18 protein-coding genes are annotated in these 14,942 nt (G+C 64.1%); 11 read left to right on the top strand and 7 right to left on the bottom strand.

Going from position 1 to position 14,942, the window contains the following annotated elements:
• Nucleotides 1-410: 410 nt before the first annotated feature.
• A complete protein-coding gene (locus Q8R73_RS15340; protein ID WP_305720396.1) occupies nt 411-1,205 on the bottom strand; it encodes a cobalamin-binding protein in 795 nt (264 codons plus the stop codon).
• Nucleotides 1,206-1,425: 220 nt separating this feature from the next.
• On the opposite strand from Q8R73_RS15340, the gene Q8R73_RS15335 reads away from it, so the two are divergent.
• Together Q8R73_RS15335 and Q8R73_RS15330 are read left to right on the top strand one after the other, a co-directional pair.
• Nucleotides 1,426-1,824: a PaaI family thioesterase gene (locus tag Q8R73_RS15335; RefSeq protein WP_305720395.1), complete on the top strand. Its 399-nt coding sequence runs from the start codon at nt 1,426-1,428 to the stop codon at nt 1,822-1,824.
• A gap of 179 nt (nt 1,825-2,003) precedes the next feature.
• On the top strand, nt 2,004-2,627 hold the full coding sequence (locus tag Q8R73_RS15330) for a GNAT family N-acetyltransferase (protein WP_305720394.1): 624 nt from the start codon (nt 2,004-2,006) through the stop codon (nt 2,625-2,627).
• 76 nt (nt 2,628-2,703) lie between these two features.
• Here Q8R73_RS15330 and Q8R73_RS15325 read toward each other — a convergent pair whose 3' ends face one another.
• The 3 genes from Q8R73_RS15325 to fabG form a co-directional block, all read right to left on the bottom strand.
• A complete protein-coding gene (locus tag Q8R73_RS15325; RefSeq protein WP_305720393.1) occupies nt 2,704-3,009 on the bottom strand; it encodes a hypothetical protein in 306 nt (101 codons plus the stop codon).
• Between the two features lie 113 nt (nt 3,010-3,122).
• Complete coding sequence (locus tag Q8R73_RS15320) at nt 3,123-3,809, bottom strand: DUF2161 domain-containing phosphodiesterase (protein ID WP_305720392.1); 687 nt, start codon at nt 3,807-3,809, stop codon at nt 3,123-3,125.
• Between the two features lie 110 nt (nt 3,810-3,919).
• Entirely contained in the window at nt 3,920-4,600 is a 681-nt protein-coding gene (fabG, locus tag Q8R73_RS15315; RefSeq protein WP_305720391.1) for a 3-oxoacyl-ACP reductase FabG, read from the bottom strand.
• Nucleotides 4,601-4,733: 133 nt separating this feature from the next.
• Between fabG and Q8R73_RS15310 the strand changes: the two genes are divergently transcribed.
• A complete protein-coding gene (locus Q8R73_RS15310) occupies nt 4,734-4,943 on the top strand; it encodes a hypothetical protein (RefSeq protein ID WP_305720390.1) in 210 nt (69 codons plus the stop codon).
• 47 nt (nt 4,944-4,990) lie between these two features.
• On the opposite strand, the gene Q8R73_RS15305 is transcribed toward Q8R73_RS15310, so the two are convergent.
• Nucleotides 4,991-5,737, bottom strand: coding sequence for a tyrosine-protein phosphatase (locus Q8R73_RS15305; RefSeq protein ID WP_305720389.1), 747 nt, complete (start codon nt 5,735-5,737; stop codon nt 4,991-4,993).
• 101 nt (nt 5,738-5,838) lie between these two features.
• Here Q8R73_RS15305 and Q8R73_RS15300 point away from each other — a divergent pair, with 101 nt between their 5' ends.
• Nucleotides 5,839-6,147 carry an MliC family protein gene (locus tag Q8R73_RS15300; protein ID WP_305720388.1) on the top strand — a complete coding sequence of 103 codons (309 nt, stop codon included), beginning with the start codon at nt 5,839-5,841 and terminating at the stop codon, nt 6,145-6,147.
• A gap of 93 nt (nt 6,148-6,240) precedes the next feature.
• On the opposite strand, the gene Q8R73_RS15295 is transcribed toward Q8R73_RS15300, so the two are convergent.
• Nucleotides 6,241-6,441 (bottom strand): DUF2735 domain-containing protein, encoded by a 201-nt coding sequence (locus Q8R73_RS15295; RefSeq protein ID WP_305720387.1) that lies wholly within the window; start codon nt 6,439-6,441, stop codon nt 6,241-6,243.
• A 548-nt stretch (nt 6,442-6,989) separates the two neighbouring features.
• Between Q8R73_RS15295 and Q8R73_RS15290 the strand changes: the two genes are divergently transcribed.
• From Q8R73_RS15290 to Q8R73_RS15275, 4 genes are all read left to right on the top strand, one after another.
• Nucleotides 6,990-8,027, top strand: coding sequence for a glutamine synthetase beta-grasp domain-containing protein (locus Q8R73_RS15290; RefSeq protein ID WP_305720386.1), 1,038 nt, complete (start codon nt 6,990-6,992; stop codon nt 8,025-8,027).
• Between the two features lie 166 nt (nt 8,028-8,193).
• Nucleotides 8,194-8,898, top strand: coding sequence for a GrlR family regulatory protein (locus Q8R73_RS15285; protein WP_305720385.1), 705 nt, complete (start codon nt 8,194-8,196; stop codon nt 8,896-8,898).
• 4 nt (nt 8,899-8,902) lie between these two features.
• A complete protein-coding gene (locus Q8R73_RS15280) occupies nt 8,903-9,589 on the top strand; it encodes a substrate-binding domain-containing protein (RefSeq protein WP_305720384.1) in 687 nt (228 codons plus the stop codon).
• A 100-nt stretch (nt 9,590-9,689) separates the two neighbouring features.
• A complete protein-coding gene (locus Q8R73_RS15275; RefSeq protein ID WP_305720397.1) occupies nt 9,690-10,475 on the top strand; it encodes a tetratricopeptide repeat protein in 786 nt (261 codons plus the stop codon).
• Here the strand turns inward: Q8R73_RS15275 and Q8R73_RS15270 are convergent.
• Nucleotides 10,472-10,915: a DMT family transporter gene (locus tag Q8R73_RS15270; RefSeq protein ID WP_305720383.1), complete on the bottom strand. Its 444-nt coding sequence runs from the start codon at nt 10,913-10,915 to the stop codon at nt 10,472-10,474. The genes Q8R73_RS15275 and Q8R73_RS15270 overlap by 4 nt on opposite strands.
• A 108-nt stretch (nt 10,916-11,023) precedes the next feature.
• Here Q8R73_RS15270 and Q8R73_RS15265 point away from each other — a divergent pair, with 108 nt between their 5' ends.
• The 3 genes from Q8R73_RS15265 to Q8R73_RS15255 all read left to right on the top strand — a co-directional run bounded on the left by Q8R73_RS15265 (nt 11,024) and on the right by Q8R73_RS15255 (nt 14,507).
• Nucleotides 11,024-11,491: a hypothetical protein gene (locus Q8R73_RS15265; RefSeq protein ID WP_305720382.1), complete on the top strand. Its 468-nt coding sequence runs from the start codon at nt 11,024-11,026 to the stop codon at nt 11,489-11,491.
• Nucleotides 11,492-11,727: 236 nt separating this feature from the next.
• On the top strand, nt 11,728-12,315 hold the full coding sequence (locus tag Q8R73_RS15260; RefSeq protein ID WP_305720381.1) for an NADPH-dependent FMN reductase: 588 nt from the start codon (nt 11,728-11,730) through the stop codon (nt 12,313-12,315).
• A 98-nt stretch (nt 12,316-12,413) separates the two neighbouring features.
• Nucleotides 12,414-14,507: a methyl-accepting chemotaxis protein gene (locus tag Q8R73_RS15255; RefSeq protein ID WP_305720380.1), complete on the top strand. Its 2,094-nt coding sequence runs from the start codon at nt 12,414-12,416 to the stop codon at nt 14,505-14,507.
• Nucleotides 14,508-14,942 lie beyond the last annotated feature (435 nt).

Raw genomic sequence — 14,942 nt, 5'->3', positions numbered from 1 at the left:
TACTCCGGGGTGAGCGCGAGATAAGCCGTAAAGCCATTGCGCAGGGAATGTCGGATGTTCTCCGCTGCCCTGTATGCTCGTGTGCGCCACTTTCGCACAATTTTGCACACGAGACCGCGGGTGCAGCGCGCATCCGGCATTCCCTGCTCCCTCATCGAGGGGGAAACGACAGGCAAACCTCGGGCAAATCGTGCCGCGAGAAGGCGGACGCGTATCTGGTGGTTGAGATTGAATAGAGCGGCCACGCTGTTCGCACATCTACCGTTGTCGTCCCCGCGAAGGCGGGGACCCAGTATTCCCGAGACGGTCATGTTCAATCGAGAATCCGCGGCGTACTGGATCGTCCGGTCAAGCCGGACGATGACAGTCTCGGTGCGGCGGGTTTTTTGCCAATCCCATATTCACCTCGTTCACGAGCCCGGCGATGCCGGCCACAGCGCCTGCACGATCGCATCCAGCCCGTCGGTCAGCGCCGCCGGGCCCGGCTGCAATATCAGCGGCGATTTGATCTCGACGATGCGGTTGTTGCGCACCGCCGGAATGTCGCTCCAGCCCGGCCGCTGCCTGATCCTGTCGGGAACGACTTTCTTGCCGCACCAGGAAGCCAGGATCACATCCGGCGCCGCCGCGCGCACCACGTCCGGCAGGATGATGCGGTCCCTGGCGGCCTGCTGAAACCGCAATCTCGGCAGCGCGTCTTCGCCGCCGGCGATCTCGACCAGTTCGGAAACCCAGCCGATGCCGCTGATCAGCGGATCGTCCCATTCCTCGAAATAGACTTTTGGTTTTTTCGCGGTCCGGGGCGTGGAGCCGATGCTGGCGAGACGCTGCTCATACGTACTGGCAAGTTGATCGGCGCGGTCGGCGGCGCCGACCAGCGCCCCCAGCGTGCGGATCATCGCCAGAATGCCGGCGATGTCGCGCTGGTTGAAGACGTGGATGGCGATCCCGGCGCGGACCAGGTCGGCGACGATGTCTGCCTGCAAATCCGAGAACGCCAATACCAGGTCGGGTTCGAGCGCCAGGATTTTCGGGATGTCCGCGGAGATGAAGGCCGACACCCGCGGCTTCTCGCGCCGGACCCGCGGCGGCCGCACCGCGTAGCCGGAGACGCCGACGATGCGGTCCTGTTCGCCGAGCAGATACAGCGTTTCCACGGTCTCCTCGGTGAGGCAGACGATCCGGCGGGGAGGGTACTGGCGCATGGAAGGGGATATGCCGAATGGCCGGCGCGTTGTCACGGCGCCATTACCTCCGAGGTCATTGCCTGAGTTACCTGGCCAATGCATCGTACGGAAAACGTCATTCCGGGGCGATGCGAAGCATCGAACCCGGAATCTCGAGATTCCGGGTCTGTTCCTTCGGACCATCCCGGAATGACCGCACCCATTGAACGCAGAAACAAAAACGGGAGAGACGAGTCCCATGACGCCGCTCGAAAAACTCAATTCGATGAAGATGCCGTTCGCGGAATTGAAGGGCGTGAAGTTCACCGAAGCCGAAAAGGACCGCGTGGTGGCGCGCATGCTGGTGCGGCCGGATCTCTGCACGCTGCGTCACACCATTCACGGCGGCGCGGTGATGGCGTTCGCGGATTCGGTCGGCGCCGCCGCCACCGTCCTCAACCTGCCCGAGGATGCCAAGGGCACCACCACGATCGAGAGCAAGACCAATTTCATCGGCGGCGCCAAGGAGGGGATGACGGTCATCGCCACCGCGACGCCGGTGCACCGGGGCCGCCGTACCCAGGTCTGGCAGACCCGGCTGGAAACCGATGACGGCAAACTGGTCGCGGTGGTGACCCAGACCCAGTTGGTTCTATGATACCAGCGCAACTGGTTCCAGTTTCGTCACAAAAGCGTTGCTCTTATTAACAGCTTGATCGCGACATTGTGCCGATATTTCAGGCGGATAGCGGGCTTGAATTCTATGGTGCGATGCACAATATCTGTGGTCTAGGGATTCGAACGCCTCCTTGAGGGCTATCCAAGAGGAGTTATGAAATGAGCACCGATATCGCTACCCGTCCGACGGCCGCCAGGGGCACCGTCCGCACGCTCCGCCAGTCGGAAGAACTGTCGCTGCTGCGCGACCATCTGCTCCGGCTCGACCCGGACAGCCGCCATGACCGCTTCCACGGCTTCATGGATGACAGCTTCATCGAGCGCTATGCCGCCAAATGCGCCGACGACGGCACCGTCGTCATCGCCTACATCGAGGATGGCGTCGTGCGGGGCGCGGCCGAACTGCATCCGCCGGATCGATCGCCGGATTCCCAGCCCGAGATCGCCTTCAGCGTGGAGTCGACGGTGCGCCGGCAGGGCGTCGGGAGCATCCTGTTCAAGAAGCTGATCGCGGAGGCGCGATCAAAGGGCTACCGCTCGCTGCGCATCACCACCGGCGCGCAGAACCAGGCGATGCGGGCGCTGGCCAACAAGTTCGGCGCAAATCTGAAGTTTCGCCACGGCGAGTCCACGGGAACCATCAATCTGGAGCCGCTGGCGCCGCCGCAAGCCGCGATGACGGCGATCGCGACACCGGCCGACGCTGCCCGCGCGATGATCAACGTCAACCGCGCTTACTGGAAGATGATGTTGCGGATGTATGGCTGGAACCGCGCCGCCTGAGCGTCGGTCGGCAATAAAAAAGCCCTTCGCCGATCTGTGATCTGCGAAGGGCTTCAAATCCGTTCAAAGGCGGACATCAGGTGCCGGTGCGCTTGTCGTTGCCGAATTTTCTGACGACGCGCCGCTCCACCACGATCGAGCGCTGCGCGCCCTGTTCGCCGGCGATGACGCGGGTGATCGAACGTCCGAGAACCGGACGCGCCGCCTTCTTCACCTCGGCCTGGACGGCCTCGATGGGCAGCCCCATCAGCGACGCCGCGATCTCCGCTTGCGCGTCGAGATCGTCGGTGATGCCGACCGCGGCGAAAATCGCCTCTTCCAGCGTCGGCGGGTCGCGCCGCACGCGCCGTGTGCCGTATTTGGTGTTCCAGTCTGCGCTCATGGTGGCCTCGCATCTCATTGCCAACTACGTAAGTGCCCCAATGTTGCATTGCAATATGAAATTGGCATGGCAATCCAGCCATGCGTTTACAATCGCTCCAGCGACCTTCGCGGTTACGGCGTCGAATCGGCGGCGCCGGCCAGATCCACCGGCTGCTGCGGCCAGCGTTTCAACGCGGCTCGACCGGCATCGTTCAGCACATAGATGCCGCGCTCGGCGCGGTCGAACCAGCCATAGACGTTGCTTAGCAGGATCTTCGGCGCATCCGGAATGTCGGGCTTGAGATCGCGCACCCGCCGCGGCCCGCGCGCCAGCGCCGATGCGCAGGCCAGCGCCTGCTGGCGATAGGCCGTCATGATCGGTGCGCGCGTACTGCCGCCGAGTGCCGGATCGCCCTTGCGCCGCCGATGTTCGGCGACCAGCCGGGAGCGCTTCTTCGGATTACGCCGCGGGCTGGTTTCGGGCGGCTTGACCAGCACCTCGACGTCGCCGGTAGCGGTGACCGCCAGCATGCCGAAGCCGAGTCTGCGGCACAGATTGCGGTAGCGCGCGTCGCTCTCGCGGCCCTTGCCGCGAACCGACATCCGGGCCGCCAGCCACACCTCGTCGGCGGCGGCGGCGCGATCGACCGCCTGCAGCACCAGTTCGAGGTTGAAGGAAAGTTTCAACTCGCCGATCACCACGATCGGCGGTTCGTCGCCGCTCAGCGCCACCAGATCGCAGCCGCCGACCTCGCCCTTGACGGTGAAGCCGAGCTTCTCGAGGAAGCGCTTGACGGGCAGATAGAGCGCGGTTTCCAAGGGAACTCCGATGCGGGCCGGTGTCGCCTCGCGCGACTCACTGATGCGCCAGTCTAGCCTGAATTGCGATCCCTGGATTTGATCAGGGGGCGCGGGCGCAGGCGTGAGGGCTAAACCCGTCCGCTCACCGGAAGCAGCGCGCCGGTCACGGCGCTGGCGCCGTCGCTGACCAGAAACAGGATCACTTCGGTCAGTTCCTGCGGCGTCACCCATTTGCCGAAATCCGCCTTCGGCATGCTGGCGCGGTTGGCCGCTGTATCGATGATCGACGGCAGCACGGCGTTGACGGTGATCTTGCCCTTCCATTCGGCGGCGAGCGCCTCGGTGAGGCGATGAACGCCGGCTTTGGCGGCGGCATAGGCGCCCATGCCGGCGCCGGCCTGAAGCGCGCCGATCGCGCCGATATTGACGATCCGCGCCGAAGCCGAAGCGGCGAGATGAGGAATCGCGGCGCGCGACGCATTGAGCGCGGTGAGCACATTGAGCGCATACATGTGCTGCCAGGTCCGCGGGTCGCCCTCGGCGACCGCCTCGAACGCAAAGCCGCCGGCGATGTTGATCAGCGCATCCAACCTGCCGAAATGCGCAGCGACCGCCTCGATCGCCTTCGTCGCTGCGGTGGCATCGGAAAGATCGACGCCGCCGAGTTCGATCCGTTGCGCCGTCGCCGGTGTCTGCGACGGCGCATGATCGAGGCCCGCGACCCGGGCGCCGCGTGCCAGGGCTGTCGCCGCGACCACCTTGCCGAGCGCACCCGAGGTGCCGGTCACGACCACGACTTTTCCGTCCATCTCTCGTCTCCGGTTCGGGGACTACCCCCGGATTGTCACGGGGGCCGATCGTTAAAATTTGTCGGAGTTCCGTAAGCGATCCGCAGAAATATCACGCTAGGGTTCGGATGGCCCAATAACTGGGCAGGGGCGCATGACGATGGGAAATCTACCCGACCACGGTTTACCGCTTGTTCAGCTCAAGGAGCAACGCCGCGATCTGATTGTCGCACTGCAAAATCGCAACGGCCCGATCAATAGCTGGGAGCTGATGCAGATCGCTGCGGTTCAGCAGGCCATTTCTGCCTTCGAAGACGTCATCGCCGATCTCGATGCGGAAGCGGAAATGGAAGCCGCGGCCTAGCTGACAAGCGCAACAAGATATTGCGGCGCCCACATGCGATCGCCGGATCAGGCTTCCAGATAGCGCGCCTTCAGCTCGGAGCGTTCCGCCGCTCCCAGGCGCAATCCCTCGCTGAAATAGTTTTCGAGGCTGCCGTAGTCGGCGCGGATCGCCTCGAATGCGGCGGCGAGGAAGGATGGTTCGACCGACCCCAGCACCTGCCGGACCTCATCGGGAAGATCGCTGCTGACGGAGGGATCGCGCCGGTAGAAGGTGTTGGTGAGCAGATAATCCTCCGAAATCAGATGATCCGGCACATCAAGCGCGTGCAGGATCAGCGCGCAGGCGAACCCGGTGCGATCCTTGCCGGCGGTGCAATGGATCACCAGCGGGGCGTGGTCGCCGACCAGATGGGCGAACAGCGCGCGAAAGCTCGGCGTGTTCTGGCGCACATAGTTGCGGTAGGAATCGCGCATCACCTCGAGCGCGTCGGTCGTCGACAGCGGCACGCCGGTAGCCAGCCTTGCCCGCAGCGCCGCGACCACGGTCGGCTCTACCGGTAGCGAATGGACGACGATGTCCTCGACGCCGCAGATCGCGGCAACGCGCTCCTCGGTGCCACGGAAATCGAAGGCGCGCCTGACGCCGAGGCCGCGCAGCACCTCAATGTCAGCCCCGGTGAGGTGGCCGAGGTGGTTGGAGCGGAATATCTGCCGCCAGCGGACGGCACGGCCGTCGCGGGCGGGATAGCCGCCGAGGTCGCGGAAATTGCTGGCGCCGGCAAGATTGAGGTGACGGGCAGGTGGATCTGGCATCGGACCAGTCTAGGCCATCCCGTGCGGCGGGGAAAAGACGGAACAGCCATATCGCCCGATCGGATGGGTCCGGTCTATACTTGCCTTTCTAGGGGGCCGGGATGAATCGACGCAAGATCATTGTAATCGGTGCGGTACTCGCTGCCGCCGCGGCCGGCGCATCGCCCGCGCTGGCGCAGACGACCTTCCAGGACTATCGCTGCGCCGACGGTTCCCAGTTCATTGTCGGATTTTTCCAGTACGACAAGCGCGCGCATCTGCAGATCGACGGCAAAGCCGTGACGCTTGGCAAGCGCGTTGCCCTGTCGGGCTCCCGCTATTCGGGGGGCGGCGTCACCTTGACGATCGGCAAGGCCGGCACCAGGCTCAGGCACGCCAAACGGCCGGTGACGACATGCGTGGTCAATTGAAAACGGGCCGAAACGATTTCGTTTCGACCCGTTTTCCGTTCTTGGGATCGCACCCGCCATCGCCGGTACGTCCGCATCGTGTTGGTCCCGGCATCAGCGCTCACGCACCGGCTTGGTTTCCTGGATCGCTGCGTCATGGTACCAGGCGCCGCCAATGGCAACCTCGCTGACGCGGGACGAAGCAGGGTCGGTGACGGCCTGTGCGTCCTGGTAGCGGCGTCCCCCGAGTGCCGAACGGCCCCCGGCAGGGAATTGGAAGATCTTGGCGGACCCGTGATTCAAACCTGTATTCATCTCAGTCTCTCCTGATGCGCGCGGGGGATAATGGTGCTCCCGACTCGTTCGCGGTTGGTTACTGATCTCGATATCGTTGGTGCCCTCGGCGAGTGCAACCTGATCAAAACCAATCCACGCTCTGGATAAATATTGGGCATTTCCGTTTTTGCTTGCAGAACAGCACTGGCCGCGTGGCTAACGCTCAAGCGGTCGCCAAGGTTGCGAAACGGGGTGGGCGCCTGCGCTGAATCTTGTTGGAGGATGGCGCGGATTTAGTCCCGGCGGCAGCCGGTTGGCCAACTGCTGGGTTATCAGGCGGATTTCAGGCCTTTAGTCGCCCCTTGAGGGCCTTGCCGGCGACGCCAGCCGCGCGGCTTTGCCGCACCCCGCATCCAATTTTTCTTGAGCCGGCGGGAGAAATCCCGGCTTTGGCCGGCGATCAGCACGGCAGCGTCTGGCACTTTAATTGCTTGGTTACGAATGGCCGATGGCGGCCGGGTACGGGTGTGGTGGCCAATAGGGTCTCGGTTGCCGCACCTTTCGCATCATCAACATGAGAGAGCTCAATGACAAAATACAAGCTCGAGTATATCTGGCTCGACGGATATACGCCGACGCCGAATCTGCGCGGCAAAACCCAGATAAAGGAATTCGATTCGTTCCCGAGCCTGGAGCAGCTCCCGCTGTGGGGTTTTGACGGCTCGTCGACCCTGCAGGCGGAAGGCAGAAGCTCGGATTGCGTGCTCAAGCCGGTCGCAGTTTATCCGGACGGCGCCCGCACCGACGGTGTCCTGGTGATGTGTGAAGTCATGATGCCGGATGGCGTCACTCCGCACGCAACCAACAAGCGTGCCACGATTCTCGACGACGAAGGCGCATGGTTTGGTTTCGAACAGGAATATTTCTTCTACAAGGACGGTCGTCCGCTCGGCTTCCCGACCGCCGGCTACCCTGCGCCGCAGGGTCCGTATTACACGGGTGTCGGCTATTCGAACGTCGGTTCGGTCGCCCGCGAGATCGTCGAGAAGCATCTCGACCTCTGCCTCGCCGCCGGCATCAACCACGAAGGCATCAATGCGGAAGTCGCCAAGGGCCAGTGGGAATTCCAGATCTTCGGCAAGGGCTCCAGGAAAGCCGCCGATGAAATGTGGATGGCCCGCTATCTGTTGCAGAGGCTGACCGAAACCTACGGCATTGACGTGGAGTATCACTGCAAGCCGCTCGGTGACACCGACTGGAACGGCTCGGGCATGCACGCCAACTTCTCGACCACCTATCTTCGCGAGACCGGCGGCAAGGCGTACTTCGAGGCACTGATGGCCGCCTTTGAGAAGAATCTCATGGAGCATATTGCGGTCTACGGGCCCGACAACGACAAGCGCCTGACCGGCAAGCACGAAACCGCTCCCTGGAACAAGTTCAGCTACGGCGTGGCCGACCGCGGCGCGTCGATCCGCGTGCCGCACTCCTTCATCAGGAATGACTACAAGGGGTATCTGGAAGACCGTCGCCCGAACTCGCAAGGCGACCCTTACGCCATCGCATCGCAGATCCTGAAGACAGTCGCCGAAGTTCCGACCGCCGCCAAGTCGGTGGCAGCTTAAGAGTTCGACCGACGGCCCGGAGCGGGGGGCGTCCAGGCCATCGATTTGATCCGCCAAGGTCAAGCCTTGGCGGATCTTTTCGTTTGTCGCCGGCTCGAAATCCGTTTCCTCGCGGATGCGATCCACGCTAGATAGCGCCATTGCATCGCGACCAACGGGGAATGTTTTGCTGGAGGGCTTTTACAAGGTCACGTACCAGGTCGACGACGCAGTCGGCCGCAGCGTGATGTATGCCAATGGCGGCAGCATGCTCGGCGGCAATTCGGCGTTCGCGCATTACGGCACATATCGCGAGGTCGACGGCGTCGTCATCTCCGAGATCACCAGCCACCGCCACAACGACGATCCCGGCTATCAGTCGCTGCTCGGATCCGACATTGCCACGATCGACGTTCGCGGCCGCGCGGTAGGCGATATCTATCATTTCGAGGGCGGCTCGCCGCAAATGCCTGGCGCGGTGTTCCGTTCGGTGATGACCCCGATTGCCGATGGGATCGTGCCTCCCACGGACGCGATCGGCGAGGGCGGCATCGTCAACGGGCTCTATTCCATTCACATCCAGATGCTCGACGGCCTCGATGGCGGCCTGACCGGCGTGATGCTGCTGCATGACGGCCGCATTCTCGGCGGCGATGCGTTCTTCTACTATCTCGGCACCTACAGCTCGGCGAACGGCCGCTGGAAGGGCGAAATCCTCAATCAGGAGCACACGCCGGCCAGGAGCGAGCATCCGATCTTCGGCGGCCATGAGGTCGGCATCGGCTTTGCCGGTACCTGCGACGATCGCGGCGCGCTGCTGGAGGCGACTGCCCTGGCGGGCAAGCGCAGTCTTCGCCTGACCGCGGTGCTCAAGCTGATGCGACCGGCGTAGGTCGATGGCAGAACTGGTCCGGGTTCTCTCGACGCTGGCCCTGAAGGGCGCGGTTGGCAACCTTGCCGGGCGGTTTGAAGCGGAGGGCGGCGCGCGCATCGACGCCGATTTCGCCCCGACGCTGGCGCTGCTGGAACGGCTGCGCGGCGGCGAGGGTGCCGACGTCGTGATCCTGACCAGGCAGGCGCTCGGCGATCTCGCCGCCGGGGGTACGGTGGTCGCCGCGAGCTGCGCCGATCTGGCGCGCTCCTTTGTCGGCATAGCGGTGAAGGCCGGCGCCGATCATCCCGATATCGCCACGCCAGCGGCGCTGCGGACGACGCTGCTCGCGGCCCGGTCGGTGGCCTATTCGCGCCTCGGCGCCAGCGGCATCCTCTTTACGCAACTGATCGAACAAATGGGCATCGCCGCCGACATCAACGCCCGCGCGAAAATCATCCCGCAGGGCTTTACCGCCGAATTGCTGCTTTCTGACGAAGCGGACCTCGCGGTGCAGCAGATCAGCGAATTGAAGCTGGTCGGCGGGGTCGAAGTCGTTGGGCCGATCCCGCGCGAGTTGCAGGTTCCGGCCATCTTTTCGGCTGGTCGCCTGGCGGCATCGAACAATGTGGCGTCATCCGATCGGCTCCTGAAATTCCTGGCCTCGGACGAGGTGGCTCCGGCGCTGCGGGAGTCCGGGCTGGAGCCTTGAATTTGCCGGCGCTTCGAAGCAACCTGCCAGTGGCATGATCAGGCGATCTCATACGCTTTCATTGGCGATCGGCGGCAGCGCCGCCGCCCTCGTGATTTCGATGGCGTTGGCGCCGGCGCCGGCTCGCGCCCAATCAGCCGACCTCGTATTGTGCGACCGCTTGGCCGCTGACCCTGCCGATCCGGACAAGCCCGCGGACGTCAAGGGGGTGCCTGACGTTGCGCCGCCGGATATCGCGACCGCGATCAGGTTCTGCAGGACCGCCTCCGGAGCGTCGCGGCGCGCGCTGTACCAACTCGGTCGCGCCTACGTCGCCAACCGGCAGATGCCGGAGGCGATCGCTGCCTGGCGAAAGGCCGCCGACAAGGGGTCGAGCTCGGCGATGGTCGAACTCGGCGTGCTCTATGGGACCGGCGCCGGCGTTGCCACGGACGAAGACCAGGCGCGCAAGCTGTTCGAACGCGCGGCGCAGGCCGGCAATCCGCGCGGCGTCACCAACCTCGCAGCCCTCGGTGGCGGCGGTGCGTCGGCGGATCCCGCCAGGGCGCGGCAGCTGCTGGCCAGGGCCGCCGAGACCAGCGCGGAAGCGCAGTATCAGCTCGGGCTGATGACGGCGGAGGGCGCCGGCGGCACAAAAGACGATGCCGCGGCGCGCGCTCTGTTCGAGAGGGCGGCAGCGCAAAATCATCCCGGCGCGCTGGAGCGAATGGGCGCATTCGCGCAAAGCGGGCGCGGCGGTCCGAAGGATTCCGACGCCGCCAAAGCCTATTACGAGCGCGCCGCCGCACTCGGCGACGCCGACGCCAAGGTGGCGCTGGAACGTCTGCGCTGTCCCTATGTGATAAAGGACAAGCGCGGCAATGTCGTCACCAATCTCTGCTTTTAGTCCTTGATCAGGATGACGCCGCCGATCAGCAGCGCCGCGCCGGCGAGACGTGACAGGCTGACGGGATGCGTCGCCAGGCCGAACGCGCCGAAATGGTCGAGCGTGATCGCTGCGGCCATCTGGCCGGCGACCACCAGCGCGATCAGCGTTGCGGCGCCGAGCGAGGGCAGCAGCAGGATCATCAGCAGGATGAATATGCCGCCAAGCACGCCGCCCGACCAGGCCCACCATGGCGTATCGGCCACGGCCTTCCACGATGGCATGCGTTCGCCGAGCGCGAACAGCACGACGATCATCGTCACCAGGCCGACGAGATAGCTGACGAAGCCAGCCCAGGCGGGCGAAGCCAGTGCGGTCCGCAGGGCGCCGTTGAGCACCTGTTGCACGGCTACGCTGACGCCGGCGCCAAGTGCGAGGGCGAAGAGGAAAATGGCTTGCACGTGGTCCTCCAGTTGATTCGTCGTTCCGGCCCGCCTTGATGGATATCAATAGAGCGCACCAAGCGCGACAGTATAGAACTCCATCGGTAGCGGCGGCTGGAGGATCGAATGAAAATTCGCGTATTGATCGGGATTCTCCTGGTGGGTGCCCTCCCGCTGACTGCCAGCGCTCAATCGGTGACCAAGTCGCCGATGAACGAGCAGTATTTGCCGCGGCTCGGCGACATCATGAACAATATCCAGCTGCGGCACATCAAGCTGTCGTTCGCCGGCATGGCCCAGAATTGGGAACTGGCGGCGTACGAACTTCGTCAGCTCAGGGCCGGCCTGGAGGAAGCCGCCGCGATGTATGGGGGCATTCCCGTGACCAACGTGGTGACGATGACGGCGCCGATCGATTCAATCGGCGATGCCATTGCCGCAAAGGACGGCAAGCGGTTTGCGAAGTTGTTCAGCGAACTGACTGCGGGCTGTAACGGCTGCCATCAGTCGATGGGTCGGGGCTATATCCAGATGCGGGTGCCCACCGAGCAGCCTTTCAGCAATCAGGTGTTTCCGCCACGCCGCACGCCGTGAGACGGAACGCCCGGCATTGCCCGCTGCCTCGGGTTTACGCGGCGCGCACTTCGGAGAGTAAGCGGTTGAACTGTCCAGCCAGGTCGCGTGACTGTGACGGCAATTGCTCGGCGGCGCCAAGCACCTGGATGCGGGCCGATCAGGAGGCGTGGAGATAAAAGCTGCTGCATCGTAGCCGGATACGCATTAAGGTTGGGTGCATCTTCTCGGAATTTTCCCAGCATGGATGTAGCGTCATGAGCCATCGCGTTCTCGTATTCTACGGCTCGTATCGCTCCGACCGGATGGGCATTCGGCTCGCCCGGTTCGTCGTCGAGGGCCTGAGCGTCCGCGGCGACGACGTCGAACTGATCGACGCCAAGGCCGTCGGGCTGCCGATGCTGGACCGTATGTACAAGGAATATCCAAAGGGCGAAGCGCCGGCGGCGCTGGAAAAACTCGCCGGCCAGATCCGCCAGTCCGACGGGTTCGTCTTCATCACCGGCGAATATAATTGGGGTATCCAGCCCGGCCTGAAGAATCTCACCGATCACTTCCTCGAGGAATGGTTCTGGCGTCCGGCCGCGATCATAAGCTATTCGGCGGGCCGCCTCGGAGGCGCCCGCGCCGCCACCGCCTGGCATGGCACGCTTTCCGAGATGGGCATGGTGGTGATTTCGTCGACGATCGCGGTGGGATCGATTTCGCAAGCCCTGTCGGCCGACGGCCAGCCGACAGGTGGCGGCAAGGCGCTGGCGCATGCGTTTCCGAGATTCGCCGATGATCTGGCGTGGTGGATGGAGGCGGCGAAGGAGCAGCGGCAACGCAGGAAGCCGCCCTATTGAGGCCAACCCGGCTCAAGCGCACCCGTATTTCACCGGAGCAATCGGAACCTGAATTATTTACGATTGGGGCGCTATCACGGTTCATAACCGGGGTCCTCATGTTGAATCGTCTGACCATTTCCGCATTGCTCAAATCCGTCATCGCCGTGATGGCGGCCTGCATCGTGGCTTTTCTCGTCATGATCGCGTGGGATTCCTGGGGACGGCTGCAAACCGCCGCCCGCATTTCGGTGATCGCGGACGGCTCTGCCCATGCCTTCCAGGCGATGCACAATCTGCGCACCGACCGCGCCACGACCAGTTCGAATTTGAACGCCGCCGACGCCGCCACGGCGGATTCGATCAAGACGCTCCAAGGCTATCGCGACATTATCAATCCGGCGATGAAATCGCTGCTGGATCTCGCCGCAACGGTGGAGTTTCCGGAGCGAAGCACGCTGCTGCCCTCGTTGACCCGGCAGTTCGACACGCTGAAGGCCTTGCAGACCGAAACCATCGCAGCAATGGGCCAGCCGAAGGCGTCGCGCCGGGCTGCGCTCGGCAAGGAATATGTCGAGGCCACCACCACCTTGCTGCAGACGCTGGAGAAGCTGGCGACTCAACTTGCCGCCGCCGTCATCCACGTCGACCCCGTGGTCGATCAATTGCTGGCGATCAAACAACTCGCCTGGCTGGTTCGCGATACCGGCGGTCAGGCCGCCGTGCTGCTGTCCCAGGGACTGAACGCCGGGCGTCTACCGCCGGAAGCGCGTCAAAGCTACGCCAAATTCACCACCGGCGCGGAGTACGCCTGGAAGGCGCTGGAAACCGTGGTGGCCGGAACGCAGTTGCCGGCAGGCCTGGTCGAATCCATGGCCGCGACCAAGACCGCCTATTTCGAACCACAATACATGGCCTTCTCCGAGCGATTGCTGAATGCGATGCTTGCCGGCGAGAAGACGGAAGTAACGTCGGCCCAATGGAGTCCAAACGCGATCGGACGTCTCGGCGCCGCGGTCAAGCTGGCCGAGCGCGCACTCGACGAGGCCAAGCGCCACGCCGCGCGGCAGTGGTCTTCGGCGAGGCAATCCCTGATCCTCAATGTCATCTTGCTGGCCGCGGCCCTTGCGCTGGCGATCGGCAGCATGGTGTTGGTCGGCCGTCGCGTGATCACGCCGCTTCATGAAATACGCGACGGCATGCTGAAAGTCGCCGCGGGCGACCTGTCGGTGGACGCCGGCTACGCCGAACGCCAGGATGAAATCGGATCGCTGGCCGGAGCACTCGCCACATTCAAGCAACAGGCGATCGAGAAAATGCGGATCGAGCAGCAGGAGCGGGAGCGCAATGCCGGTGCCGCCACGCGGCAGCAGGCCGTCGAGAGCTATATTGGTGATTTCGAGAGCCATGTACGCGGGACGCTTCAGCAACTCGGTGACGCCTCCAACCAGATGCGGACGACCTCGGACGGCATGGCGGAGGTATCCACCCGGACCAATGCCAGCGTGCAGGTCGCCGCCAGGGCCTCGGGAGAAGCTTCGATGAACGTGCAGAGCGTCGCGTCTGCCGCGGAGGAGTTGAGCGCATCGATCAATGACATCTCGCGGCAAGCCGCGCACGCCGCCGGCATCGCCGGCCGCGCCGTCAGCCAGGCGAGGGCGACCGACAGTACGGTGCAGGGCCTCGCCAAGACCGCCAGCCGGATCGGCGAAGTGGTTGGCCTGATCAACGACATCGCGTCGCAAACCAACCTGCTGGCCCTCAACGCCACCATCGAAGCCGCCCGCGCCGGCGAGGCCGGGCGCGGCTTCGCGGTGGTGGCGTCCGAGGTCAAGTCGCTGGCCAGCCAGACCGCCAAGGCCACCGAGGATATTTCGGAGCAGATCGCCGACATGCAGAAAGTCGCCAGCGAGGCGATCGAAGCGATCAAGGGCATCGGCGGCATCATCGGAGAAGTCAACGAGGTCGCCACCGCGATCGCAGCGGCCGTCGAAGAGCAGGGCGCCGCCACCCAGGAGATCACCCGCAGCACCCAGCAGGCGGCGCAGGGCACCAAGAACGTGTCCGACAACATCCTCGGCGTCAGCGCCGGCGCCGATGCCGCCGGCGCGGCGGCGCAGAACGTCAAGACCGCCTCGGAGATGCTGGGCGACCAGACCCAGCAGTTGCGCGGCCAGGTCGATGACTTCCTCGGCAAGATCCGCGCCGCCTGACCGGGCGCGCGTAATAGGGTGCGCGTAGAGCATCCATGGCTGTCGTCCTCCGCGAAAGCGGAGGATCCAGTACGCCGCGGCTTATCGGCTCAATACGACGGCCTCTGGAATACTGGATCACCCGCATGCGCGGGTGATGACTGTTGTGGTTGTGTCAATAGATGGTCTCTAATCCCTCAACGTCGCAATGACGCTGTGAGAGCTTCGGTCCGACTCAAGCATCCGCATGTTCGTAGCCGCAATTCCGCATTCTCGCGGCGCGGTGCGCCCGAGGTATGCGTCAGTTCACGCCCCCTCGAGAAGAGAGGGCGCGGGGAAAGCCGGGCGCCGATCGCACCCGCGGTCGTGCACAAGAAGCGCACGAGTAGACCACAGGGCAACCGGATCATCCGGCTTTCCCCGCGCAACGGTTTACGGCTTATACGTGCTCACCCT

It is taken from the genome of Bradyrhizobium sp. (assembly GCF_030697065.1).
Taxonomy (GTDB): Bacteria; Pseudomonadota; Alphaproteobacteria; order Rhizobiales; family Xanthobacteraceae; genus Bradyrhizobium.
The sequence above is the reverse complement of the archived record's forward strand: the minus strand, read 5'-3'. Positions and strand labels throughout refer to the sequence as shown.